The organism is Bradyrhizobium sp. S3.7.6 (assembly GCF_054061875.1).
Genome location: NZ_JBSSEQ010000001.1, coordinates 1,436,965 through 1,460,103 on the forward strand (window position 1 = coordinate 1,436,965; position 23,139 = coordinate 1,460,103).

Consider the following 23,139-nt stretch of genomic DNA (forward strand, 5'->3'; position numbering starts at 1 on the left):
AGGGATACTTGACCCGGCGAACGCCGGACCAAGCCCCTTATATATGAACTCGATGCACAATTTGTCCGGTTCCCGACCAAATTGCCGCAGGCGGGATCAAGCGCTCTCGCCCGGGTTTTCGAGGCTGAACGTCTCCGACTGCTCGTCATATGCGAACAGCTCGCCATAACGTCCCCAGGACACCACGGTCCTGAGCGTCTCGTCCGCATAGTCCTCGGACATGTAGTCCTCGAGCTCGTTGCGGAACCGTGCCGCGGGGGCGGTATGGGAGGGACGTTCGTCGAGCACGCGGCGAATCAATCCCATCACCGGCACGTAAGTGACGAGATGTTCGGCGAACAGCTTCTTGCGTGCGTCGGTTTCGAGATGGGCAAAACGCTTGCCCGTGTCGGTGAGCATCAGGTCGCCTTCGCTCAGCTGGGCGAAGCGCAGCAGTTGCAGGGACTCACCGAGGTGGAGGATCTCGTCGGCCTCGAGCTGGAGCTGGCTTGCGAGCACGGGCAGGTCGGCGTGTCCGTGATAGGGCGGCCCCGCCAGCGTCTCGATCAGGCCCGACAGCACGTTGGACGATACGTGGTGCAGGGTCATGCCGACACCGGAGCCCAGGATGCCTTCGACGGGGGGCGCCTTCGGTTCGGCGCGTTGGGTCATGCGCGCGTAGATGTTGTCGACGAGCTGCCGGAAATGGGGGTCGAGCCGGTTGCGCGGATGCGGCATGTCGACCTTGATCTCGGCGGCGACACGCCCTGGATTGGATGAGAACACCAGGATGCGATCGCACATCAGGACCGCCTCCTCGATATTGTGCGTCACCATCAGGATCGATTTGATCGGCAACCGGCCCTCGATCCAGAGGTCGATCAGGTCCGTGCGCAGCGTCTCGGCCGTGAGGACGTCGAGTGCCGAGAACGGCTCGTCCATCAGCAGGAGGTCGGGATGCACCACCAGCGCGCGGGCGAAGCCGACGCGCTGGCGCATGCCTCCCGACAGTTCCTTCGGGAAGGCGGACTCAAACCCGTCAAGGCCGATCAGGTCGATCGCAGCAAGAGCGCGCTTGTGGCGCTCGGTGGCATCGACGCCCAGCGCTTCGAGCCCGAGCTCGACGTTCTGGAGCACGGTCAACCAGGGAAACAACGCGAATGACTGGAACACCATGGCGACGCCGTTCGGCGGCCCGACGATGATCTCGCCGCGACAGGTCGCCTGTCCCGCAGACGGGCTGACCAGACCGGCGATGATCCGCAGCAAGGTGGACTTGCCGGAGCCGGAGCGGCCGAGCAGGCCGACGATCTCGCCCGAGCGGATCGTCAGGTCGACCTTGTCCAGCACCAGGAGCTGTTCGCCGCTGCCTTTCGGGAAGGATCGGCAGACACCGCGGATGTCGATGAGCGCAGAGGGTTGATCGAGCATGATGGTCTCCTCGTCAGCCGAGCCGCAGGCGACGCTCGCCGAAGGCATAGAGCGGCCGCCAGACCAGACGATTGAACAACGTCACCAGAATGCACATCGTGGCAATTCCGAGCACGACGCGCGGGAAGTCACCGGCTTCCGTGGCGGAAGCAATATAGGCACCGAGCCCGGTGGCCTTCAGATGCGTGTCGCCCCAGCTTGCGACCTCCGCGACGATCGACGCATTCCAGGAGCCGCCGGACGCGGTGATCGCGCCGGTGATGTAATAAGGAAAGACGCCGGGCAGTATCACCTTGAACCACCATCGCCATCCCCCGAGATGGAAGCTGCCGGCGGCTTCGCGCAGATCGGTCGGAAAGGCGCTCGCGCCCGCGATCACGTTGAACAGGATGTACCACTGCGTGCCCAGGATCATCAGCGGGCTCAGCCAGATGTCTGGATTGAGCTTGAAGCTGACAATGGCGACGACAAAGACGGGGAAGGCGAGATTGGCCGGGAAGGCCGCCAGAAACTGGGCCAGCGGCTGGATTCGTTCGGCGAGCTTCGGGCGAAGCCCGATCCACACGCCAACCGGCACCCAGATCAGTGTGGCGAGGGTGATCAGGATGGCGACGCGCAACAACGTGATGAGCCCGTCCCTGATGACGACGAGAACGTCGGACATTCCGAGACTGGCCGAGAGATAGCGATAGGTCAGCCAGGCGGCATATGCCGTGCCGGCGAGGATCAATGCGATCCAGACCGTATCGACGAGGCGTGACGTCTGGTCTTTACCTGGTGCCGCGGGCGGCAGCTTTGGCAGCGGAATGCGCAAGTTCGAGATCGCGCGGTTCAGCGCCGCGAAAGGAAGGGTCAGCGCACGCAGCGCCCGAGTCCGGCGGAACAGGTCGAGCATCCAGGAGGCCGGCGCCTCGCCTGAGGCGGTCTGCTCGAAGCGGAATTTGTCGGCCCAGGCGACGATGGGGCGGAACAGCAGCTGATCATAGGCGATGATCACGAGCAGCATCGCCAGCATGGCGTAGAGGATCGCCGGCAAATCCTGCTGCTGAATTGCCATCGCGACATAGGAGCCGATGCCCGGCAGCGTCACCGTGGTGTTGCCGACCGTGATCGCCTCCGAGGCCACCACGAAGAACCAGCCGCCCGACATCGACATCATCGCGTTCCAGATCAGGCCGGGCATCGCGAAGGGGACGTCGAGGCGCCAGAAGCGCTGCCAGCCGGACAAATGGAAGCTTTGCGTGGCCTCTTCCAGATCCTTCGGAACGTTGCGGATCGACTGGTACAGGCTGAACGTCATGTTCCAGGCCTGGCTGGTGAAGATCGCGAACACCGAGGCGAGCTCGGCGCCGAGCACCTGCCCCGGAAACAAATTCATGAAGAACACGACGGTGAAGGTGAGGAAGCCCAGGATCGGGACGGATTGCAAAATATCCAGCAGCGGGATCATCACCAATTCGGTTCGCCGGCTCTTGGCTGCGATCGCCGCGTAGATGAAGGTGAAGACCGTCGAACAGACGATGGCGAGCAGCATCCGCAAGACGGTGCGCAAGGCATAAAGCGGAAGGTTTGCCGGATCGAGCGTGACCGGTGCGCGCTCGAGCTCGGACAGCGGCGCCGTGGTCTGCTCGCCGCCATAGACGATCAGGACCATGGCGCCGATCACGAGGATCAGCGCCGCGACATCCCAGACATTGGGGAGTAGCGCCCGGCCGATCGCGGCCGTGCGGATATCTCTCGGCTTCATAGGCCCGCCCTTGGGCTGGAATTTTGGGCTAGAACTCTGCGTGCAGGCGGCCCGAGAAGATCGAGACCGGCCCGCGGTCGGCGTTATAGGCCGGGTTTGTGATCAATTGATAGTCCGCGGTCAGCGTGACGTTCTTGTTCACCGAATAGGCATAGTAGGCCTCAAGGATGCGCTCCTTGCGGTAGTTGAGAGCGCCGTCGCCGATGAGAACACCGAGGCCGCCGGCGGCCAGGAAGTCGCGATAATCCTGCGAGATGGCATTGACCGCGCCGCCGATGCCGACGACGTCGTCAGGCCGGCCCCATTTCGTGCCCTTGATCGACAGTCCGCCGGCCAGGCTGCTGTTGATGTCGGTGAAGGCGAGTGTTTCGGTCTTGCCGTCGTTCCAGCTCCAGCGGCCGAACAGCCCGATATCTTCTGTGATCGCCTGCTCGAGGTTGACGACGTAGCCGACCTTGAGGCGGCCGCGGCGGGTCTGCGCGATGTCGAGATTGAGCGCAGGATTGTCCAGCGTCTCGCGGAAGCTGCCCATGTTGGCGCTGTCGACCCAGCCCATGGTCCTGAGCTTGCCAGGTTGGCCGAGCAGCGAGAACCGCGTCTCCAGCTCGATCGCGTACTGACCGCGTTCCCCGACCCTGGTGTCGAAATGATTCGAATTGGACTCCGCGACCATCAGGAAATAGCCGCCGCGCAGCGCCCATTGCTTCTGGTTGAGCTCGGCGGTGACGCCATAGGTGAGACCGACCTTGTCGGCGGAATAGTCGAAGGCGCCCGGCGCCCACAGCGACCAGTTCATGAAATCCTTGCGGGTGTCCTTGGCAAAGGCATTGCCGTCGAACACGTCGATCACCGCGAACTTGCCGGCCTGCACCGTGAGCCTGGACACGTCGACCTTTTGCCCAAGCTGCAACTGGCCGCTCGCGAGCTCTTCCTGCTCGCCGCCAAAGCCGAACGTCTGGCGCACGAACAGCCGCGAGGTGTTGTAATGCGGATAGGGGAAGTTCGATTTCTGCGCTTCGCCGTTGGGAAAGCCTGCCGCGCCCACCGTGTCGTTCAGTCCAAATCCCTGGAGCAGTTCGGGATTGTAATAGACCTCGCCGCCGTCCCACAGCCGCGCGTTCAGGAACAGGCTGTTGCTCCAGGTCGCCTTGGCCTGGGTTGAAGGCGAGAGCGAGTTTGTTCCGCTGTAGAGAGCGGGGAACGACGGATAGCCTTGCGGCAGATAAGTGCTCTGACCGTGAATCTCCCAGCGATCCGATTCCGTGTCGATCAGGGAGCTCTTCGGATTGTAGCTCGGCATGCCCGGCCAATCGACCTTGCGGTTGAGCCCGAGCCTGATCGACTGGAAGTCGAGCGACGAGGAGGTGTATTGGGCCCCCGTGGAGAAGGCGACGTTGGCGCCGTCGAAGCGGCTATAGAGATATTCGAGCCGTGCGCTCCAATGCGGCGCGAAGCCGTATTCGATGCCGGCACCCGCGATCCAGCCGGGCCGCGTGTTCAGGATTTTCGGGACGTCGCCCGCGGCCGGCGTGTCGAAATAGCGCTCGCCCATCCACGCAAAGCCGCCGGTGGCATAGACGAGCCATGGACCGCTGGTGTAGCCGACGCGGCCGCGCAGGCTGGCGGTGTAGTCCCACTGCTGGATGACCGTGTTGGCAGGTGTCGCGAGGAAGGAAACGATCGAGTTGGAGGTGATGTAATTGGGAAACGAAAAATCGCCTTCGACGCCGACGAGCCAGCCGGAGTTGAGCCGGTAGTTGTAGCCGGCCTGCACGCCGCCGATCATGCCGCTGAAGACGCCGCTGCCGTTGATCGCGGTGCCGTCGTTCAGCGCGAAGCTGGACGAGCCACGGCTGTAGCCGGCATGCGCGCCGATATAGAGGCCGGTCCAGTCATAGACCGCTTTCAGCGCCGGCGCCTTCAGCGGCAGATCGGCCGCGTGTACGGCGGCGGGAAAAGCCAGCACGCCCGAGGCAATCGCCGCGGCCGTTCGCAAATACCGGTGCCGGTGACCTCTCAACTTCAAAACGCACGCCCCCAAACGCGAATGTGTCCTATTCGCCGCGATATCCCTGCAGATTCGCGGCGACCCTGTCACGAAGTCTTGGTTGTTCACGCGATCGGACCAGACGATCCCGATTCGACGCGATTTCTTCCCAAGCCCCTGTGCTTGTTACAAACCTTATTGCGATTAATTCGCAATAGCAACTGGCACGGATTGCCGCAGGGGATGGTTCGCACTCTTGTGTGACGGAGCTGCAACAAATTCTCAGGTCCAAAATGAATGACCCGCCCGGGGGGACAGCCGGGCGGGTCGGGGGCACGACACGGGGTGGATGAGGCGCCCGTGTCGAACGCGGGATCCACGTGAGATCGGCCTCAGGTACTCAAATCAGTAGCAAGTACGAACGCGGCCGACGTACTGGCCGAAGGCGTTGTACTGGGCGACCCAGCCGCAGCGGTGATAGCCGTAGTAATAGGGGTCGTTGCTGGCGGCGATCGCGGAGCCGACGACGGCGGCGGTGGCGATGCCGGCACCCACACCCCAGACCCAGCCGGGCTGCTTGGCTTCGGCCGAAGAGGTGGTGGACACGATGCTGCCGGTGACGGCGAGGGCAGCGAGTGCGACGGCGGCAATCCTGGTCTTGATCGACATGTGAAACTCCATCCGGGTTGAGGCGGTCCGTTGTGGCCCGCGTGCCCAGTTGGACGGAGGCTTGCCGCGTCCGGTTCGAATCCAGCAAAAGTGAGCGTGCAGATCGGCTGTTTCCCGAATGATTCCAGTCGGATGCGAGCTAGCCGAGAGGCCCTTTGGCGAGCCTCTTCACGTCGAAGTTATCGACCTCGGCCAGCAGCTCGCAAAAGGCGCGCGCACCCTGATCGACGAGCTGCACACCCTTCTCGGGGACAGCCAGCGTCGCATTGCCGATCGCGCCGCTCGTGTGGAGATCCTGCGCCTGCCAGGCGAACGGTGCGGGCCGCTGCGTCGACAGCCAGCGATACTGCTTTTCCATGGCGATGCTGCTCGCGGGAAAATCCGCGATCGCATCCTTGCGCACCTGATCGGGATAGCGCGCCAGCATGATCGAGGTCTCGACCGCGCCGCCATGGATGCCGTGGCGCACTTCATCCGCCGGGAACAGTTTCTCCGCGCCCGACAGCCGCGACCACGACGTCGTCACCACAAAGAGCTTGCGATGCGCGCGAAGATCCTGCGCGACCAGCATCATTGCCGCGCTGTTGCCGCCATGGCTGGTGATGATGACGAGCTTCTTCAAGCCGCGCCGCGCGACGTCCTCGCCGATTGCGGTCCATCGCTTCAGCGCCACCTCGGTCGGCAGCGTCTGCGTGCCCGGAAAGTCGATATGCTCGGTGGAAATCCCGACCGGTTCAACGGGCAGGAACGTCGCCGGAACATTTGCGGGCAACAGCTCGCGCACGCGCGCGAGATACGCGTCCGCGATCAGCACGTCGGTCTCGAGCGGCAGATGCGGGCCGTGCTGCTCGGTCGCCGCCAGCGGCAGCACCGCGATCCGGCGCGACACGTCTGCAAGGCTCCCATCGGCCCAGTTGATGTCGATCCAGTCGCGGGACGGCGTCATCGTGGTTTCTTTGCCCGAATTTGTCGCGTATTTTGGGGTTATCAGGGGACGCGGGCCTGGCCGGCTCGCGTCCCCGAACTTCATGCGGTTCTATCGCGTTGCCTTCACATCGGCCAGCCACGATCGACGGAGTGCCATCATGACCCCCTCTCATCTGCGGCGAGCGTTAACGGCGGGCTTGATGGCCGCTTGCGTCTCTCTCGCGCCGGTGCGTGCAGAGACGCTGGACAAGGTCACCTTCGGCACCAACTGGGTCGCCGAGGCCGAGCATGGCGGTTTCTTCCAGGCGGTCGCCGACGGCACCTACAAGAAATACGGCCTCGACGTCACCATCGTTCCCGGCGGTCCGAACGAGAACAACCGGATGCTGCTGATCGCCGGCAAGATCGATTTCTTCATGGCCGCGAACACGCTGATGTCGTTCGACGCGGTGGCGAATAACGTCCCCGTCGTCACCATCGCAGCGGTCTTCCAGAAGGATCCGCAGGTGATGCTGACGCAGCCGGACGCCAAGGTCGCCAAGATCGAGGATCTCAAGCCGCTGACCTTGTTCGTCTCCAAGGAGGGCATGACCAGCTACTTCCAGTGGCTGAAGTCCGAATACGGCTTCAACGAGAAGAACGTTCGTCCCTACAATTTCAATCCGCAGCCCTTCATCGCCAACCCCAAGAGCGCGATGCAGGGCTACGTCACCTCCGAGCCCTTCGCGGTCGAGAAGGCCGCCGGCTTCAAGCCGAATGTGCTGCTGCTTGCCGATTACGGCTTCAACACCTATTCGACCCTGATCGAGACGCGCCGCGACATGGTCGAGAAAAAGCCGGACCTGGTGCAGCGCTTCGTCGATGCCTCCATGGTCGGCTGGTACAATTACATCTACCGCGACAATTCCGCGGGCAATGCCATGATCAGGAAGCTCAACCCGGAGATGACTGACGAGCTGCTCGCCTATTCCGTCGCCAAGATGAAGGAATACGGCATCGTCGATTCCGGCGAGTCCTTGAAGAACGGTATCGGCGCGATGAGCGACGATCGCTACACCTCCTTCTTCAACAAGATGGTGAAGGCCGGCGTCGTGAAGGCGGATCTCGACTTCCGCAAGTCCTATACGCTGCGCTTCGTCAACAAGGGCGTCGGCGTCGAGCTGCGCCCGAGCAAGCCGTAGCGCAAGGTCCATGTCATCCGTCAAAAGCTCGTCCGGGGTCGAGGCCGGACTGACGGCTCTCGCCGTCAGCCTGCGCGGCGTGACGAAGGCGTATGACAATGGCGTCATGGCGCTCGGTCCGCTCGACCTTGCCGTTCGCAAGGGCGAGTTCATCTCGCTGCTGGGCCCGTCCGGTTGCGGCAAGTCCACTGCGCTGCGCCTGATCGCAGAGCTCAGCGCGCCATCGTCCGGCATCGTGCGGGTGGCGCGCCACGAGGGCGATGTGCTGCCGGGTCATGGCATCGGCTTCGTGTTCCAGGAGCCGACGCTGATGCCCTGGACCAGCGTGCGCGAGAATGTGCGGCTGCCCTTGAGGCTCGCAGGCGTTCCGAAGGCGGAGGCGCGCGCGCGGGCCGATGAGGCATTGGCCAGCGTGGGTCTTGCCGATTTCGCCGATGCTTTCCCACGCGAGCTCTCCGGCGGCATGAAGATGCGGGTGTCGCTGGCGCGTGCGCTCGTCACCGACCCTGATATCCTCCTGATGGATGAGCCGTTCGCCGCGCTCGACGAGATCACGCGCTTTCGCCTCAACAACGACCTGCTCGCGCTGTGGCGAGCCCTGGGCAAGACCGTCATCTTCGTCACCCATTCGGTGTTCGAATCCGTCTACCTGTCGCAGCGGGTCGTGGTCATGACCGCGCGGCCCGGCCGCATCCAGGCCGATATCCGCATCGAGACGGTCGAGCCGCGCGGTGAGGAGTTTCGGACCTCGGCCGCCTATTCCAATTATTGCCGGAAAGTGTCGGCCGCGCTGGCGCCGTCCTATTCGGGGCAATCGATGCTATGAACGCGCAAGCTACCGTCACCGCAAAGCCATCCGGCGCGCAACGCGCGATGCGCTTGGTGCTTCCCGTCATCGTGTTCGCAGCCGGACTCGCGGCCTGGGAACTGGTCGTCCGCATCAAGGACATCCCGCCTTACGTTCTGCCAGCGCCCTCCGTCATCTTCCTGACGCTGATCAAGGACTGGGCGGTGCTGTCACAATCGCTCGCGACCACGCTGCTGACCACGCTCGAAGGTTTTGTCGCCGCCAGCATCGGCGGCATCGCGCTGGCACTGCTGTTCAACCAGTCGAAATGGGTGGAATATTCGCTATTCCCCTATGCAATCGTGCTCCAGGTGACTCCTGTCATCGCGATTGCACCGCTGCTTCTGATCTATCTGGAGCAGCAAACCGCGGTCGTGGTCTGCGCCTTCATCGTTGCCTTTTTCCCGGTGCTGTCCAACACCACGCTCGGGCTGAATTCGGTCGATCGCAACCTTGCCGGCCTGTTCCAGCTCTATGGCGCCTCGCCGCCGCAAACCCTGCGCTTCCTGAAGCTGCCGGCGGCGCTGCCCTATATCCTCGGCGGCCTGCGCATTGCCGGCGGCCTGTCGCTGATCGGCGCGGTTGTGGCCGAAATCGCGGCCGGCACCGCCGGCGCGGGCTCCGGGCTCGCCTACAGGATCGCCGAATCCGGCTATCGATTGAACATACCCCGCATGTTCGCAGCGCTGCTGCTGTTGTCGCTGGCCGGGATTGTCATCTATGGGGTGCTGGCGCTAGTTTCCCACCTCGTTTTACGGCGCTGGCACGAGAGCGCGCTTGGAAAGGAAAACTGATGACTACCGGTTCGATTTCGTCCGAAAAGATCGACCTTCTGATCTATGGGCCGGTGCGGCCAATTCTCGACAACGGTTTTTCCGATCATTTCGTCGTGCACAAGGCGGAGACCCGGGGCGATCTCGAGCGGCTGACACCGGCGATCCGCGAAAAGATCCGCGGCGTGGCGGTGACCTATCACACGGTGCGTGCCGACAGGGACTCGCTGTCGCAATTGCCCAAGATCGAGATGGTGGCGAGCTTCGGCGTCGGCTACGACCATATCGACGCCAAATACGCGGCCGAGCACAACATCATCGTCACCAACACGCCCGACGTGCTGACCGAGGAGGTCGCCGACGTCGCGATGGGCCTTCTGATCTCCACCGTGCGTGAGTTCATCAAGGCCGACCGCTACGTCCGCTCCGGCCTCTGGCAGACGCAGAACTATCCGCTCAGCGTCGGCTCGCTGCGCGACCGCAAGGTCGGCATCGTCGGCATGGGCCGGATCGGCCAGGCCATCGCGCGCCGGCTCGATGCCTCGCTGGTGCCGGTGGTCTACCACTCCCGCAATCCGTCGAAGGACGTCTCCTACAAGCACTATCCCGATCTGATCGAGATGGCGAAGGCGGTGGACACGCTGATGGTGATCGTGCCCGGCGGCGCCTCGACCAACAAGATGATCAATGCCGAGGTGCTGAAGGCGCTCGGTCCGCGCGGCGTGCTGGTCAACGTGGCCCGCGGCTCGGTGGTCGACGAGGCGGCGCTGGTCCAGGCGCTGAAATCAGGCACCATCCTCGCCGCCGGTCTCGACGTGTTCGCGGCCGAGCCGAGCGTGCCGGACGAGCTCAAGACCATGCAGAACGTCGTGCTGCTGCCGCATATCGGCTCGGCGTCGGTGGTGACGCGCAACGCGATGGATCAGCTCGTGGTCGACAACCTCAAGTCCTGGTTCGCCGGCAAGGCGCCGTTGACGCCGGTTGCGGAAACGCCGTTCAAGGGGCGCTGATGAGAGGTCTTCGGTTCGTTGCATTCGCCGTCGCGGCCTTTGTGGCCGCGATCGGCATCGCGCATGCGCAGGATGCGACGACCCTGAAGAAGACGATGCCCGGGCAGTGGGAGCTCTCGACCACCGAGCGCAGCAAGACCTGCGTCGTCACGATGAAGGGCGATGCCGCGGCGCAGGGGTTCAAGCTGGAGCTGGAGCCGGCCTGCAAGACCACGCTGCCCTTTACGAAGGACATCGTCGCCTGGAGCGTCAGGGGCCTCGACATCGTTCGTTTGCAGGACGCGACCGGTGAAGCCGTGATCGACTTCACCGAGGTCGAGGCCGGCATCTTCGAAGGCCTGCGGCAGGGCGAGGGCGTCTACATCCTCCAGGACCTCGCCGCAGCCCGCTCGATGGCCAAGTCGATGGACCAGATGATCGGCGATTGGTCGATGGTGCGCGGCAACGGCCAGCCGGTGTGCGGGCTGACGCTGACCAACACGGAAGCCGGCCCGGACAATTTCCAGGTCTTCGTCAAGCCGAAATGCGATCCGGCGATTGCTCAGTTCAATCTGGCGCAATGGCGGCTCGAGCGCGGCCAGATCGTCCTGATGTCGAAATCAGGCGAGGCCTGGCAGTTCGAGGCCGATGACAACGCGCAATGGCGGCGCGTCCCCGATACCGCCGATCCCCTGATCATGCTGCGGCAATAAATCTTCCGGTCGATGTCGATTTAGCCAAGGCTCAATCGTCACATCCATAGCGAGCCGGTTTGCAGCCGGAGCGGTTGCTGCTCGCCAAGGGAGTTTTTCATGCGTTTCATGTACATCGTCACCTCCAGCCAGCCGATGGCTGCCCCGAGCCCGGCGCTGATGGAGGCCATGCAGAACATATCCGAGCGGGAGATCAAGGCCGGTCGAATGATCGACAATGGCGGCCTGATGCCGCTTGCGACCGGCGCACGGGTGCGAATCGTGGACGGCGAGCTCAGCGTCATCGACGGCCCCTTCGTCGAGGCCAAGGAAGTGATCGGCGGCTATGCCATTTTCGAGCTGCGCGACAAGGCGGAAGCCGTGGCCATGGCGAAGGAATTCATGCAGCTGCACCTCGATCACATGCCGGGCTGGGAGGGTACCTGCGAATTACGGGCATTCGCCACGCCGGGCGTGGAGATCGCCTGCCAGGTCGACGCGCAGTCCAGGGTGGCTGCCCACGCCTGATGGACACCACCGCTCGTCCTGGAGCGTTTTCGAGCGAAGTGGATACCGGTTCGCGCAAAGAAAACGCGTCAAAACAAGAATCTAGAGCCCCGTTCCGATTCCATCGGAACGGAAAGGGCTCTGGTCGGCGGCGATGACGACCGCCGACATCGATCGCGAGATCCGCGCCGCGATTCACGCAACCTGGCGCGTCGCGCAGCCACGGCTGATCGCCACGCTGTCGCGTATGCTGCGGGACGTGCCGCTGGCGGAGGAATTGACCCAGGACGCACTGGTCGCAGCGCTGGAAGCCTGGCCGCACAGCGGGGTGCCGGACAATCCCGGCGCCTGGCTGGTTGCGACGGCCAAGCGCCGTGGGCTCGATCATCTGCGCCGGGCAAAGATGCTCACCCGCAAGCAGGACCTGCTGACGTACGAGCTGATGCAGGAGCAGGACGCGATGCCGGATTTCGACGCCGCCCTCGACGACGATATCGGTGACGAATGGTTGCGGCTGATCTTTACGGCCTGTCACCCGCTGCTGCCGCGGCAGGCCCGCGCGGCGCTGGCCTTGCGTATGATCTGCGGCCTGACCACCGACGAGATCGCGCGCGCCTTCCTGGTCACGGAGGCAACCATCGCCCAGCGCATCGTCCGCGCCAAGCGCACGCTGTCGCGGTCGGGCCTGAGCTACGAGATCCCGAGCGGCGAGGCGCTTTCGGAGCGTCTCGCCTCGGTGCTCGAGGTCGTTTATCTCATCTTTAACGAGGGCTATTCGGCCTCAGGCGGCGAGGAGTGGCTGCGGCCGCAGCTCTGCGACGAGGCCCTGCGCATGGGGCGGGTGCTGGTCGGGCTCGCGCCTCTCGAGCCCGAGGTCCACGGTCTCATGGCACTGATGGAGCTGAATGCTGCGCGGAAGCAGGCGCGCACGGGCATCGATGGCGAGCCCATCCTGCTCATGGACCAGGACCGCAGGCTCTGGGACCGGCGCCAGATTGGCAGCGGCCTTCGCGCGCTCGATCGCGCGCGCGAGCTCGGCGGTGCCGGACGGTTCTACACGCTGCAGGCCGCGATCGTCGCGTGCCACGCGACGGCGGAGACGGCCGTTGCCACCGACTGGCGCCGCATCGCGGAGCTCTATGGCCAGCTCGCGGCGCTGGTGCGCTCGCCGGTGATCGAGCTCAACCGGGCGGTCGCGCTTGGCATGGCCGAAGGGCCGCAGGCCGGTCTCGATCTCGTGGACATGATCGCGGACGAACCGGCGCTCGGGACTTACCACCATCTCCATTCTGTCCGCGGCGACCTCCTGGAGAAGCTCGGTCGCTTCGCCGAGGCGCGACGATCGTTCGAGACCGCAGCGCGTCTCACGAACAATGCGCGCGAGCGCGTGTTGATGGAGCGGCGAGCGGCAGCCATTGCCGATGCCGACGGCTGAAGACGCAAACGGCTTTACGTCGTCGGCTTCGGCGGCGGCGCGGTGCCTTGCGCCCACTTCTCGAACTTGCCGAGCACGCCCCAGGCCGTGAGCGCCAGCGAGATCGGCATCGCGAACTGGCCGAGGCCCGGCACCGCCGATACGATCGTTCCGAGCAGTCCGGCAATACCGCCTGCATTCGGGCTCGCGGTCACCGAAGAGAGCAGCGCAGTGAGCACCGAGCCGCCGATGCCGAGTGCCGTCTTCTTGCCGTCGAGCAGCTTGCCGATGGTCTCGCCGAGCGCGCCGTTGACCTGGCCGAGCACCGGCTTGCCGTCCTTGTTGAGCAGCGTGCTGAGCAGGTCGACGACCTGCTTCAACTGATCGACGGGGGCTGGATTGGTCGGGCTGACCGGTCCTGGCACGGGCGCCGTCTTGTTGATGAGGGAGAAGAGCCGTTCGAACAGGTTGATCGGATCGTTGGTGGCGGGCAGCGTGTTGCCCGGTGTCGTCGTTCCCGGTGTTACGCCGCCGGCTGACGGTCGCAGCAAGTGTGCGAGGTCCTCCAGCCGCTTCAGGATCTTGGACAGATCGCCGCTCTGCACGGAACCTCCCGCCTGCGTTGCACGCGTGAGCGCCGCGACCGTGGCCCCGTCGAGAAGCCCGGTATCCCTCAGGCCGTTCTGCTGCTGAAACTGCGAGACCGCGGCCCCGGTCTTCGGTCCGCTGATGCCGTCCTCGGCGAGCGGCGGATTGGCGCCGAGCTTGTTGAGCGCCTGCTGCATAAGAACAATCGTCGACGCCGCATCGTCCTCGGGCTCGGTGCGGCCGGCGAATTGCGGGCTGCCGTCGAGGGTGATCGAGGAATCGAGCGACATCATCGCATGCAGGATCACCGCCGTGCCGAGCTGGGAATCGACGTGGTTCGAGTCGAACACGTGGTCGCGGACGAATTTGCCGGCCCTCGCCTCGGGCGGGCCGTACAGTGTCGAACCGCCATAGAGGTAGGGCGAATTGCAGCCCTTCGAGTGATAGCCGAAGCCGTTGAACGCCTCGAGCCGGAACAGCATCCGCGCGATGCCCCAGTCGTGGGCGCCGATGAAATTCTCGATTCTGAACGCGTCCACGGCGCCGTCCACGAACGTGGTAAAGGGGCCGCGCCCCTTCGGAACGATGGTCGTCACGCGATGAAGCGTTTCGCCGTTGCCGAGATAGGTGTCGAAATCGAAGTTGGATTCGCGGTAGTGGCAGAGCGCGGCAAAATACCAGGGGACTCCGGTCAACCGCTCGATCTGCTGATAGGTCGCCTTGCCGTTGATCGCCTTGCGCGCGACGCCATTCGCGTCGCCGAGGCGGGAAGGCCGGATCTCAAGATCGGCCCAATTCCGCTCGTACTCGCTTTTCAGACTCTCGAATGAGACCATCTTCCGCTCCCGAAAATTGATGAATTATCGAAATTTCGTGCAAGTCAGATATGGACCAGGTGCCGTGATCGGGTGTGACTCCAACGTGATCTCCGGCAAATGTGGCAGGTTGCCGGCGCGGCGCATGTGAAATGGCTTACAGCCTGGGCGCGAAAATGCGCCGCAGGGCCGGACCCGCGCCTTCGCCGGCAGCGCGACCCGCCAGTGGGGGAACCGGCATGGTCGTTCGTCCGTTAGCATTTTAGACGATGCGGTAGGGAGCCCTGCATGGCCAAGCGCGTCCTCGCGATCGGCATCGAACCCGGCAATGCGGATTACAGCGCATTTCCGCAGCTCACGCCGGAGCTCATGCGCCATTATATCGAAGCGCAATTGCTGCGCCTGCGTGATCTCGGCTACGAGGTCACGAGCTGCCTGATCGATCTCGACGCGACCGCCGAAGCCGGCGTCACGGCCGCACTGCGCGACGAGCGCTTCGACTGCATCGTGATCGGCGCGGGGCTGCGCGAGCCGAAAGAGCGCCCGCTGCTGTTCGAGAAGGTGCTCAACCTCGTCCATCAACTGGCGCCTGACGCCGCGATCTGCTTCAACTCCACGCCGGCCGACACCGCCGAGGCCGTGCAGCGCTGGATCTATCCCTGACGTCCGATTGGCCGGCCTGTGCGTCGCTCGCGGCATGGTTTGAGCCGTCTTCGCGCTGCGCCTCCGGCGCCATCGCGTAGGCGTCGCGAGCCGCGCTGCCGGCTATTTGTCTGGTCCGAATCCGCTTCCGGCGCTATGACTGGCTCATCACAGGGAGGGCGAGCATGCTTCGAGGTCTTCGCATTGGAAGTTTTGGAATCGCGGCATGTCTGACGGTCGCGATGGCGATGCCGGCGCATGAGGCTGCAGCCCAGGATGCCATCGGCGGTGCGATCATCGGCGGTGTCGGCGGGGCGATCCTCGGTGGTGCGCTCGGCGGAGGCCGCGGCGCCGCAATCGGCGCCGTCGTCGGTGCCGGCACGGGCGCTGCGATCGCTTCCGAGGGCGAGCGCCGCCGCTCCGGTTACTACGCCTATCAGCGCGGCTGTTATGTGCAGCGTCCCGACGGCTATTACGTCCGGGTCAGCCAACGCTATTGCTATTGATCGATCAACCGCCGGCGCCCACAGGATTGACGGCGCCCGGCAGTAGATTGGACGCGGAGGGGTGAGTATCGGCCGGCGAGCCGCTCTCCCGAGCTGGTGGTTCGCATGAGCATCCGATCTCGCATATGCCGGTGGCTGATCGCCGCGATCGTGGCCGGCGATCTCGTCGGAGCCGGGGCTGCCCGGGCGCAACAGATTCCAACCGACGAACCCGCGTTTACGGCTTTCGTGGCCGAGCGCATCCGCGCCGAGATTCGTGACACCCCGGTCGTGATCAAGGGACCGCTGACGCTGTCGGTCGGCCCTCTGCAAACCAACCTCGACCGCATCTACGCCTTCTGCAAGGCCAACACCGGCGGCTGCGCCAGGGAGATCGGCGCCTATGTCAGCGGCGTCAAGGCAACGGCGAGCAGCCGGAATGATCCGCCGACCCGAGCAGCCCTTCGCGTGGTCGTGCGCTCGGCTGACTACATGCGGCAGGCGCTTCGGGAGGTCGACGCGCGCGGCCCGGCGCTGACGCGGCCGCTGGCGGAGGGGCTGGTGATCGTCCCGGTGCTGGATTCGCCGCGGGCGGTCAGGGTGTTCAACGACAAGGATCGTGCCGCGCTCGGCTTGACGCAGGACCAGGTCTTCGACATCGCCATCGCCAATCTGCGCAGCAGCGTGAAGCCGTTCACGACCGTCGCAAAAGCGGTCCCATCAGGACAGTTCGGCACGTTGACGGGAGACTATTATCAGACCAGCCGGCTCGCGCTGATCGACAGCTGGGCGCCGCTCGCGCAGGCCCAGGGCGGTGTCCTGATCGTCGCGGCGCCGTCGGCCGATCTCGTGCTCTATGCAAGCGAAGACAGCAGTGCCGCGATCGACGCGCTGCGGACGCTGGCCAGGAACATGATGGCGCGCGCGCCGAAGCCGCTGTCCGGCACGCTGCTGCGCTGGACGCCGAAGGGGTGGCAGCTCGTCCGGTGAGATGCTCTCACGCGGGGCGGCCGCTCTGCTCAACTCTTGCCGGGGTCTGCCGGCATGATCTGGAGCAGCGGCTCCGGTTGGATCGAGATCTGGCCGGCGAACGGCCGGTCATGCGCGGCGATGAGCAGGACGGAGGTGGCGACGCCGGTGGCGAACAGGCCCATCGCGATCGCCGATCCCAGCCGGTTGTCGCAATGAACGAGGCCGATCACCAGCAGCGCGCAGGCCGCCTGGAGATACAGGCACCACCATTTGACCGGGTTCACCGCGGCGAGGCTGACGATGATCCGCTGCCGCCGCGCGTCCAGCGCCTGCTCCAGCGCGGCGATGAGCTCGCGCTGCACATTCGCCTGCCCCGGGCCTTGCGGCGTCATCGCGACGACGAACTGCAGGGCTTCGGCGAGGGCCGGCGGCGTGACCTTCAGCGACACTTCCTGATGCGCCATCATCGGCCATTCCACCGCGACGGCCTGGCCGACATAGTCGCGCACCAGGCCGCGGAGCTTCGTCTCCTGCTCCGCCGGCAGGCCGGCGGCCAGCAGCACGGCGCTGCGTAGCGCACTGGCCTCGCGGCTCACCGCGGCGCTGGCGCGGTCGCTGTCGCCCCAGACCTGCGCGGCGATGAAGGCGACGAACAGGCCGAAGATGATTCCGAGCACCGGCAGCATGCCCGGCGAGATCGCCTTCAGCGACTTCGCGCGCTCCTCCGTCGCGGCCCTCGCGATGCCTGCGAAGATGGCCGCGGCGAGCAGGTACGTGAATCCAAAGATCACCAGCGCCATTGCAGGCACCGGCAGATTGTGCAGCCAGTCGCTCATCGTGTCCTTGTCATCTGATTTGAGGCTCTAGATCAACCGCATCCCGCGCAGCCTGGCATGCCTGCTCTTGCCGACGATGATGTGGTCGTGCACGGCGATGCCGAGCGGCTTTGCGATGTCGATGATGGCTTTCGTCATCTGGATGTCCGCCTGCGAGGGCGAGGGATCGCCCGAGGGGTGGTTGTGGATGAATCTATCGCTTCACGTAATGCGTTGAACACACAATAGATTTTTTAGGTGGGGTAGTAGCAGGGGACGTAGACAGGGGACTGTAAGCAGTGATCGTTCGTGATGATCACGTTAACACGTGGAAGCGCCTTTATAAGCCATTTCACTCACCAGGGACCATCAGCGGACTTCAGCTCTGACCTCAGTGGCGGACATTCTGCTTCGGCGTCGTGAGGTCCGAGACGGGCCAGAAGCGGAAGTCGCCGTAAACAGATCAGCGCAAGTGATGCTTCAGTCCGACGCGCACGATGCAGCCCGGAATGGTCGTCATTTGAGCTGCGCGCAACAATTAGCACGGCGCGGCTGCGGCTTTATCCGGTGGCAATATAGCCGCGCGCGCCTCGTCGAGATGCAGAAACAGCTATTCTGATCCGGACGAACAGCGCTGAAATCCCGGAAGCGGATAGCAACGTCAGCAGTTCTGACGGAGCTAGTGATCGGGTTAGTGCTTAGGCGACTGGCAGCACGAAGACCGCCGCCCGAGGCCAAGCTGAACGGTCTCGGAGAGCCGCTCCAAAGAGAGCCCCGACCGTACCAGCCGGGGCTCCAGGCGAGATCCGCGCGGCCGGGAGAGCAAGCCGCGCAATTTCGGAGTATGCCTGAGTCCATGCTGCCTCCTGTGATGGAAGTGCGGCGGTCCACAGGAAAGGCTGCTCAAAGCAATCCGCTCGCCACGAACCTGCAACGAGTGCCGCCACCGCGTAACAAGTGAGGTGAACTCCAGAACGCCACTGCCGCGCCACCAAATCGCCTAACGACTCAACGACGCATGTTGCATCGGGCCGGGGCGATGCGCATGGGTGGTGTAGTGATGCGCAATTGGTCCAATGTTTATGTGACTGCGTCCGTGAGCGGGCTGATGGTCACGATGCTTTTGCTTGGCGCGATCCTCGCTCGAAATGTCGGACTGGCGGAGAAGAAAGGCGACCGGGTCATCGCTGTGTCAGCGCACAGCGAGGCCCGCACCCAGACGACTTCTGAGAACGGTGGCGGGGCCACGGTAGATTTTGGTGTCGCGGACCTTAGAGGGTCGCTGCCGTAAGGAAGTGATCATCGGCCCGCCCTGCCGAGCTCGCCGAGAGACTTTTCGGCTGGCCAGTCATCTTGCCTAAAGCGCGATGAGATTGGGATGAATCGTCATCGCGCTTTAGGTTGTTGTTTGAGCATGATCTCCGCTCAAACGCGCTCCGCGTTTGTCGCGAGGGAAAACCGCTGCGCACTTTTCCGGATCATGCTTTAGCCGAGGCGATCGGCGCGTTGTAGGCTGCCAATCCGGGTCATTCGTGACCAAGCGAAGACGGCCGCATGGAAGCGGCCTGCCTTGTGCGCTGGCCACTTCCGGTCTTCCTCGGTTCGCGGACATTCTCAAGGTCGGTCGGCATGTCTCAAACAGGGCCGCATCCGGACATGCACATAGTGTATACGGCAGGCCGCGGAATGCGGGCCTCGCTGCGCGTAGAGATCGCAAGCAGCTTGATGGAACCCTATTCACCAGCTGTAGCGTATGCCCGCGGTGCCTTTGGCGCCTTGCGGGCCCGCGTTGACCGTGCTGCCGACGTCGAATTGATAACCGAATTGAGCATAGACGCTATAGCTCTTGTCGAGCTTGCCGGTGAAGCCGACGAAGGTTTCGACCGTCTGCATCTTCTGCAGCAGCAGCACTTGATCGATGCCAAAAGTGGTGTCCGCTCCCGCGCCCCAGCTGCGCCAGTAATTGACGCCTGCATAAGGCTGCCAGAGCATCCCGTTGCTGCTCGTGGTATTCCACTGCCCGCGCAGGCCGAGCCGTCCGATCGGACCCGACGTCGTGCCCAGCCCGACCGGGCCCAGACCGTCATTGGCTTCGTCGAACGAGACCCGTTGCCAGATGATCTGGGCCTGCGGCTCGAGCACGAAGCCTGGGCCAAGCGGCAGCGGGATTGGATAGCCCGTCTCCAGCGAGGCAACGAAGCCGGCGCCCGTGAGCGGCAATTGCGTGAATTGCGTCGTCGCGTTGCCGCGATAGAGCGTCCCCTGCAGGATCGCGTCGAGGTACCAGCCGGTCGGACCGTAGTGCGTCCAGTAGCCGCCGGCCGAGTAAGCCTGGATGTCGTTGGTCCCGGTGTGGGTGAGCATGTAGCCAGTGGCGGCCGGGTTTGTGACCAGCCCGGTCACGTCGGCCCGCGCCTGGGTATAGGCGAAGTAAAGTCCAGCAGAGTCGCGGTGACCGGGGATGGTGCTGCCGCGCCAGAGATCGATTCCGCCTTGGAAGCCCGCCAGCCAGCCATCGGTGCGCGGGTCGGCGAAGGCCTGGTAGTGGCCGTTGATCTGCTGACCGAAAACGCGCGCCCAGTCCGACCGGCCCCAGCCATCAGGGTCGGTACCCGCATTCAACAATGTCATCGTGTCGCCGACTCGCTGGTTGAGCGTACCAAGCGTGGCGAGGCCGATTTGCCGGGCCATAGGTTGAACGGACCCGTAGGTTGCAAGTCCAGGCCCGATGATTGGGTAGGAGCCGGGCGGCAGCCCGTCCGGAGGCGGATCGGGCGGCAGGATCGGCGGCGGGATAATCGGCGGGTCCGGGGGTGTCGGCCCCGAATCGAAAGTCGAGCGCAGGAACCAATCCTGGGGCGCATTGCCGTTAATGCCGCCGCGAAACAGGAAGTAATCATAGGCGCCGCCGCGCACCTCGCCGGCGAGCGAGAAAGCGCCGGGCGCCGTGGTGGCGTTGTTGACGGTCTGCACCAAAAGGATGCCGTTCGCAACGGTCTGATCGCCGGGACCGGTCGTGTTCAATACTCTTAGCGTTGTCGAGCCCGTCGCTGCGCCGCCGTTAATGACCAGCCTGTCGGATGGCGAAGTGTCGTTGCCGAGAAAAGTATTGAGCGTGATCAAGCCGCCTGCGCCCCCATAGTTATTCGCAATCAGCGTCTTGTAGCTCGACAGTTGTGTGGGGTCCGCGGTCGGCGGGGTGAAGATGATCTCACTGCCGTTGTTGGTCAGGTTGGTTGCGTTCGAATTGCCCGTCATCGTCCAGACGGTATTCTGCGCAAGGGTGACTGTGCTGATGCCGCCGGCCGCCGTCGTGATCACCCCTCGCAAGGTCGATGCCTGTGCGTTGAACGTCGTGCTGGCTCCAGACACCGTTTCGAGCAGGGTGTTGTTATTTGTTACTGCGACGGCATTACTAAGACTGATGTTGGCCGCGGCGCCCTGCACCGAGAAGGAGGCGGCGCTGGCCACGATGGTGGCGTTGCTGTACTGCAACGTGTTTCCGCTACCGTTGAACAGAAAGCCGAAGCCGCCATTTCCTGACGCGGTCGCGTCGGTTCCGGTCATGGTTGCGTTGCCGCCGTTCTGCAGCAGCCCGCCCGCGCCGTTGACGACGGACACCGAGCCACCACTCGTCGTAACGGTGCCGCCAGTCGTCGCATTCACTCCAGCGTTTCCACCGCCTCCCGTCACGCTGACGACCACATCGTTTGCGGTAACCAGGCTGTTCGCCCCCGTCGCCCGAAGTCCTATCTCCCCGCCGCCAATGCCCGGAACGGTAACGGAGCCGCGCGTCAACGTCACCTGGCCCCCGGACGCGGCGTTCACACCGACATCACCACCGCCATTACCTACCGACAAGCTCAGATCGGTCGCCGTGATCGAACTGTTGGTCCCTGTTGCCGATAAGCCGGTATTCCCGCCGCCTCCGGCGAACGTGATGCTGCTGCCGCTCGCAAGCTGGATACTCCCCCCGTTCTGCGCCGTAGCGGCGGTCATGCCGCCCGAAGCACCCATGTTCACGGAAAGACCATTGGCGATGATTTGGCTTGTCGCACCGTCGGCGGTCATCAACTTGCCGAAGCCACCGCTGAGATTGATCGACGAGCCAGGTGTGAATTGAATCAGACCTCCCGCCGTGGCCTGCACTACCCCGCCCACCCCGACCGCGGCGCCGCCGTTCCAATTCACGGTCGTGCTATTCGCGATGATCGTGCCGGTGGTGGCGATCATGGCCGCGCCGCCGCCGCCAGAATTCGCCAGGGTGATCGCATTAATGATGATCGTGCCGCCGGTGTTCGCAATCAGGCCAGTGCTGGCGGCGGTTACATTTGCGTTTGCGGTGACCGTGGCGTTGGTGGTGGCCTGGATTCCTGTTCCACCACCATTGGCCGTCACCGTGCCATTGGTCGTCACGTTTGCGCCGTTCAACGCGCTGACCGCGATGTTGAAACCGGTGCTCACCGGATTATTGGCTACGCAGGTTCCGCCGTTCTGAAGGATGCCGCCGTTGACAGGATCAGTTGTACATTGAGCGCGGGCCGCTTGCGGTGCGGCGATGATAATCACGCAAGGCAGAACAACGGAAAGCACCCGTGCTCGCAGAGGGTGCCGACGCGGCGCCTGACCGGCACGTAATCGCAAAGGCTTGCGCAGTTCCATTTTGTTGCGCCCGATCACACGCGATCGCGAAAGGCAACGAGCACCAGAATTGTTGTGCGAAGACGCCGCATCTGTGGCGATCGCGGCAGCAATCCATTATCCCGACCACTGTCGCTTACGAGTCACGCATGGGACAACAATGCTGATCCAACGGATCCACGCCGTGCTCTCTGGACAACCTCGAGTTGCCAGCGGGACTGATGACTGCTCTGGGGCAATCGCGTCGTTTTGCGAGGTTCGCGGTAAGGTCCGCTTTAGCCCCCAAGAGGCGACGTCGTTTAGATCAGCTTCAGTCCCTTCAGACTGGCGTGACCTCGTTTGCCGACGATGATGTGGTCGTGCACGGCGATACCGAGCGGTTTTGCGATGTCGATGATGGCCTTGGTCATCTGGATGTCGGCCTGTGACGGCGAGGGATCGCCTGAGGGGTGGTTGTGCACCAGGATCAGCGCGGTCGCCGACAGCTCCAGCGCGCGCTTGATCACCTCGCGTGGATAGACCGGGGTGTGGTCGACGGTGCCGGTCTGCTGCACCTCGTCGGCGATCAGCTGGTTCCGCTTGTCGAGGAAGAGCAGGCGGAATTGCTCCTTGTCTGAAAACGCCATGCTGGAGCGGCAATAGTCGATCACTTCGTTCCAGGACGACAGCGCGTTGCGGCTGTTGACCTCGCCCTTGGCGACGCGATGCGTTGCCGCGGCGATCAGCTTGAGCTGGTGGATCGCGGCTTCGCCGATGCCGCCGACCTCGCGCAGACGCGCCACCGGGGCATGGACGACCTCGGCGAACGAGCCAAAGGTCTTGATCAGCGTCTTTGCCAGCGGTTTGGTGTCGCGCCGCGGCAGCGCCGGAAACAGCGCCATCTCCAGCAGCTCGTAATCGCTGAGCGCATCTGCGCCCGCGCTGTAGAAGCGCTCGCGCAGCCGTTCGCGATGGCCGTGATAGTGCGGCGCGTCCTCGGGCTTGGCCTTGTCGTGGTCGGTCTTGGCGGGCATCAGGCCTAACCATGCCGTACGGCGC

20 protein-coding genes and 1 pseudogene are annotated in these 23,139 nt (G+C 64.0%); 11 read left to right on the top strand and 10 right to left on the bottom strand.

The window, feature by feature from the left end; translation table 11 throughout:
- Window positions 1-96: 96 nt before the first annotated feature.
- From ACVJ5M_RS06830 to ACVJ5M_RS06850, 5 genes are all read right to left on the bottom strand, one after another.
- Complete coding sequence (locus tag ACVJ5M_RS06830; protein ID WP_063986036.1) at window positions 97-1,410, bottom strand: ABC transporter ATP-binding protein; 1,314 nt, start codon at window positions 1,408-1,410, stop codon at window positions 97-99.
- 13 nt (window positions 1,411-1,423) lie between these two features.
- A complete protein-coding gene (locus tag ACVJ5M_RS06835; protein WP_283017961.1) occupies window positions 1,424-3,157 on the bottom strand; it encodes an ABC transporter permease in 1,734 nt (577 codons plus the stop codon).
- Between the two features lie 28 nt (window positions 3,158-3,185).
- On the bottom strand, window positions 3,186-5,153 hold the full coding sequence (locus tag ACVJ5M_RS06840) for a carbohydrate porin (protein WP_063980695.1): 1,968 nt from the start codon (window positions 5,151-5,153) through the stop codon (window positions 3,186-3,188).
- Window positions 5,154-5,549: 396 nt separating this feature from the next.
- A complete protein-coding gene (locus tag ACVJ5M_RS06845) occupies window positions 5,550-5,813 on the bottom strand; it encodes a hypothetical protein (protein WP_063980696.1) in 264 nt (87 codons plus the stop codon).
- A 139-nt stretch (window positions 5,814-5,952) separates the two neighbouring features.
- Complete coding sequence (locus ACVJ5M_RS06850) at window positions 5,953-6,759, bottom strand: creatininase family protein (protein ID WP_063980697.1); 807 nt, start codon at window positions 6,757-6,759, stop codon at window positions 5,953-5,955.
- 139 nt (window positions 6,760-6,898) lie between these two features.
- Between ACVJ5M_RS06850 and ACVJ5M_RS06855 the strand changes: the two genes are divergently transcribed.
- From ACVJ5M_RS06855 to ACVJ5M_RS06885, 7 genes are all read left to right on the top strand, one after another.
- Window positions 6,899-7,921, top strand: coding sequence for an ABC transporter substrate-binding protein (locus ACVJ5M_RS06855; protein ID WP_063986037.1), 1,023 nt, complete (start codon window positions 6,899-6,901; stop codon window positions 7,919-7,921).
- 10 nt (window positions 7,922-7,931) lie between these two features.
- Entirely contained in the window at window positions 7,932-8,747 is an 816-nt protein-coding gene (locus tag ACVJ5M_RS06860; protein WP_063980698.1) for an ABC transporter ATP-binding protein, read from the top strand.
- A complete protein-coding gene (locus ACVJ5M_RS06865; protein WP_063980699.1) occupies window positions 8,744-9,562 on the top strand; it encodes an ABC transporter permease in 819 nt (272 codons plus the stop codon). Before ACVJ5M_RS06860 ends, ACVJ5M_RS06865 begins: the two co-directional genes overlap by 4 nt.
- Window positions 9,562-10,551, top strand: a complete 990-nt coding sequence (locus ACVJ5M_RS06870) for a 2-hydroxyacid dehydrogenase (RefSeq protein ID WP_063980700.1) — start codon at window positions 9,562-9,564, stop codon at window positions 10,549-10,551. The genes ACVJ5M_RS06865 and ACVJ5M_RS06870 overlap by 1 nt, the downstream gene beginning before the upstream one ends.
- Window positions 10,551-11,243 carry an AprI/Inh family metalloprotease inhibitor gene (locus tag ACVJ5M_RS06875; RefSeq protein ID WP_063980701.1) on the top strand — a complete coding sequence of 231 codons (693 nt, stop codon included), beginning with the start codon at window positions 10,551-10,553 and terminating at the stop codon, window positions 11,241-11,243. Before ACVJ5M_RS06870 ends, ACVJ5M_RS06875 begins: the two co-directional genes overlap by 1 nt.
- A gap of 99 nt (window positions 11,244-11,342) precedes the next feature.
- Window positions 11,343-11,750: a YciI family protein gene (locus tag ACVJ5M_RS06880; RefSeq protein WP_063980702.1), complete on the top strand. Its 408-nt coding sequence runs from the start codon at window positions 11,343-11,345 to the stop codon at window positions 11,748-11,750.
- A 133-nt stretch (window positions 11,751-11,883) separates the two neighbouring features.
- Entirely contained in the window at window positions 11,884-13,164 is a 1,281-nt protein-coding gene (locus tag ACVJ5M_RS06885; RefSeq protein ID WP_063980703.1) for an RNA polymerase sigma factor, read from the top strand.
- Window positions 13,165-13,178: 14 nt separating this feature from the next.
- On the opposite strand, the gene ACVJ5M_RS06890 is transcribed toward ACVJ5M_RS06885, so the two are convergent.
- Window positions 13,179-14,567, bottom strand: a complete 1,389-nt coding sequence (locus ACVJ5M_RS06890) for a peptidoglycan-binding protein (RefSeq protein ID WP_063980704.1) — start codon at window positions 14,565-14,567, stop codon at window positions 13,179-13,181.
- Between the two features lie 267 nt (window positions 14,568-14,834).
- Between ACVJ5M_RS06890 and ACVJ5M_RS06895 the strand changes: the two genes are divergently transcribed.
- From ACVJ5M_RS06895 to ACVJ5M_RS06905, 3 genes are all read left to right on the top strand, one after another.
- A complete protein-coding gene (locus ACVJ5M_RS06895; protein ID WP_063980705.1) occupies window positions 14,835-15,209 on the top strand; it encodes a hypothetical protein in 375 nt (124 codons plus the stop codon).
- Window positions 15,210-15,373: 164 nt separating this feature from the next.
- Window positions 15,374-15,694 carry a hypothetical protein gene (locus ACVJ5M_RS06900; protein WP_063980706.1) on the top strand — a complete coding sequence of 107 codons (321 nt, stop codon included), beginning with the start codon at window positions 15,374-15,376 and terminating at the stop codon, window positions 15,692-15,694.
- Window positions 15,695-15,799: 105 nt separating this feature from the next.
- Window positions 15,800-16,663: a hypothetical protein gene (locus tag ACVJ5M_RS06905; protein WP_231143808.1), complete on the top strand. Its 864-nt coding sequence runs from the start codon at window positions 15,800-15,802 to the stop codon at window positions 16,661-16,663.
- Window positions 16,664-16,692: 29 nt separating this feature from the next.
- Here ACVJ5M_RS06905 and ACVJ5M_RS06910 read toward each other — a convergent pair whose 3' ends face one another.
- Complete coding sequence (locus tag ACVJ5M_RS06910) at window positions 16,693-17,481, bottom strand: bestrophin-like domain (RefSeq protein WP_063980707.1); 789 nt, start codon at window positions 17,479-17,481, stop codon at window positions 16,693-16,695.
- Window positions 17,482-17,508: 27 nt separating this feature from the next.
- Window positions 17,509-17,670 (bottom strand): annotated as a pseudogene (locus ACVJ5M_RS06915) (JAB domain-containing protein); the annotation flags it as partial.
- Window positions 17,671-18,505: 835 nt separating this feature from the next.
- On the opposite strand from ACVJ5M_RS06915, the gene ACVJ5M_RS06920 reads away from it, so the two are divergent.
- Window positions 18,506-18,751: a hypothetical protein gene (locus ACVJ5M_RS06920; RefSeq protein ID WP_135215889.1), complete on the top strand. Its 246-nt coding sequence runs from the start codon at window positions 18,506-18,508 to the stop codon at window positions 18,749-18,751.
- Window positions 18,752-19,197: 446 nt separating this feature from the next.
- Here the strand turns inward: ACVJ5M_RS06920 and ACVJ5M_RS06925 are convergent, their stop codons facing one another.
- Both ACVJ5M_RS06925 and radC read right to left on the bottom strand, forming a co-directional pair.
- On the bottom strand, window positions 19,198-22,122 hold the full coding sequence (locus ACVJ5M_RS06925; RefSeq protein ID WP_245328525.1) for an autotransporter family protein: 2,925 nt from the start codon (window positions 22,120-22,122) through the stop codon (window positions 19,198-19,200).
- Between the two features lie 278 nt (window positions 22,123-22,400).
- Window positions 22,401-23,114 (bottom strand): RadC family protein, encoded by a 714-nt coding sequence (gene radC, locus ACVJ5M_RS06930; RefSeq protein WP_063980710.1) that lies wholly within the window; start codon window positions 23,112-23,114, stop codon window positions 22,401-22,403.
- Window positions 23,115-23,139: the final 25 nt, after the last annotated feature.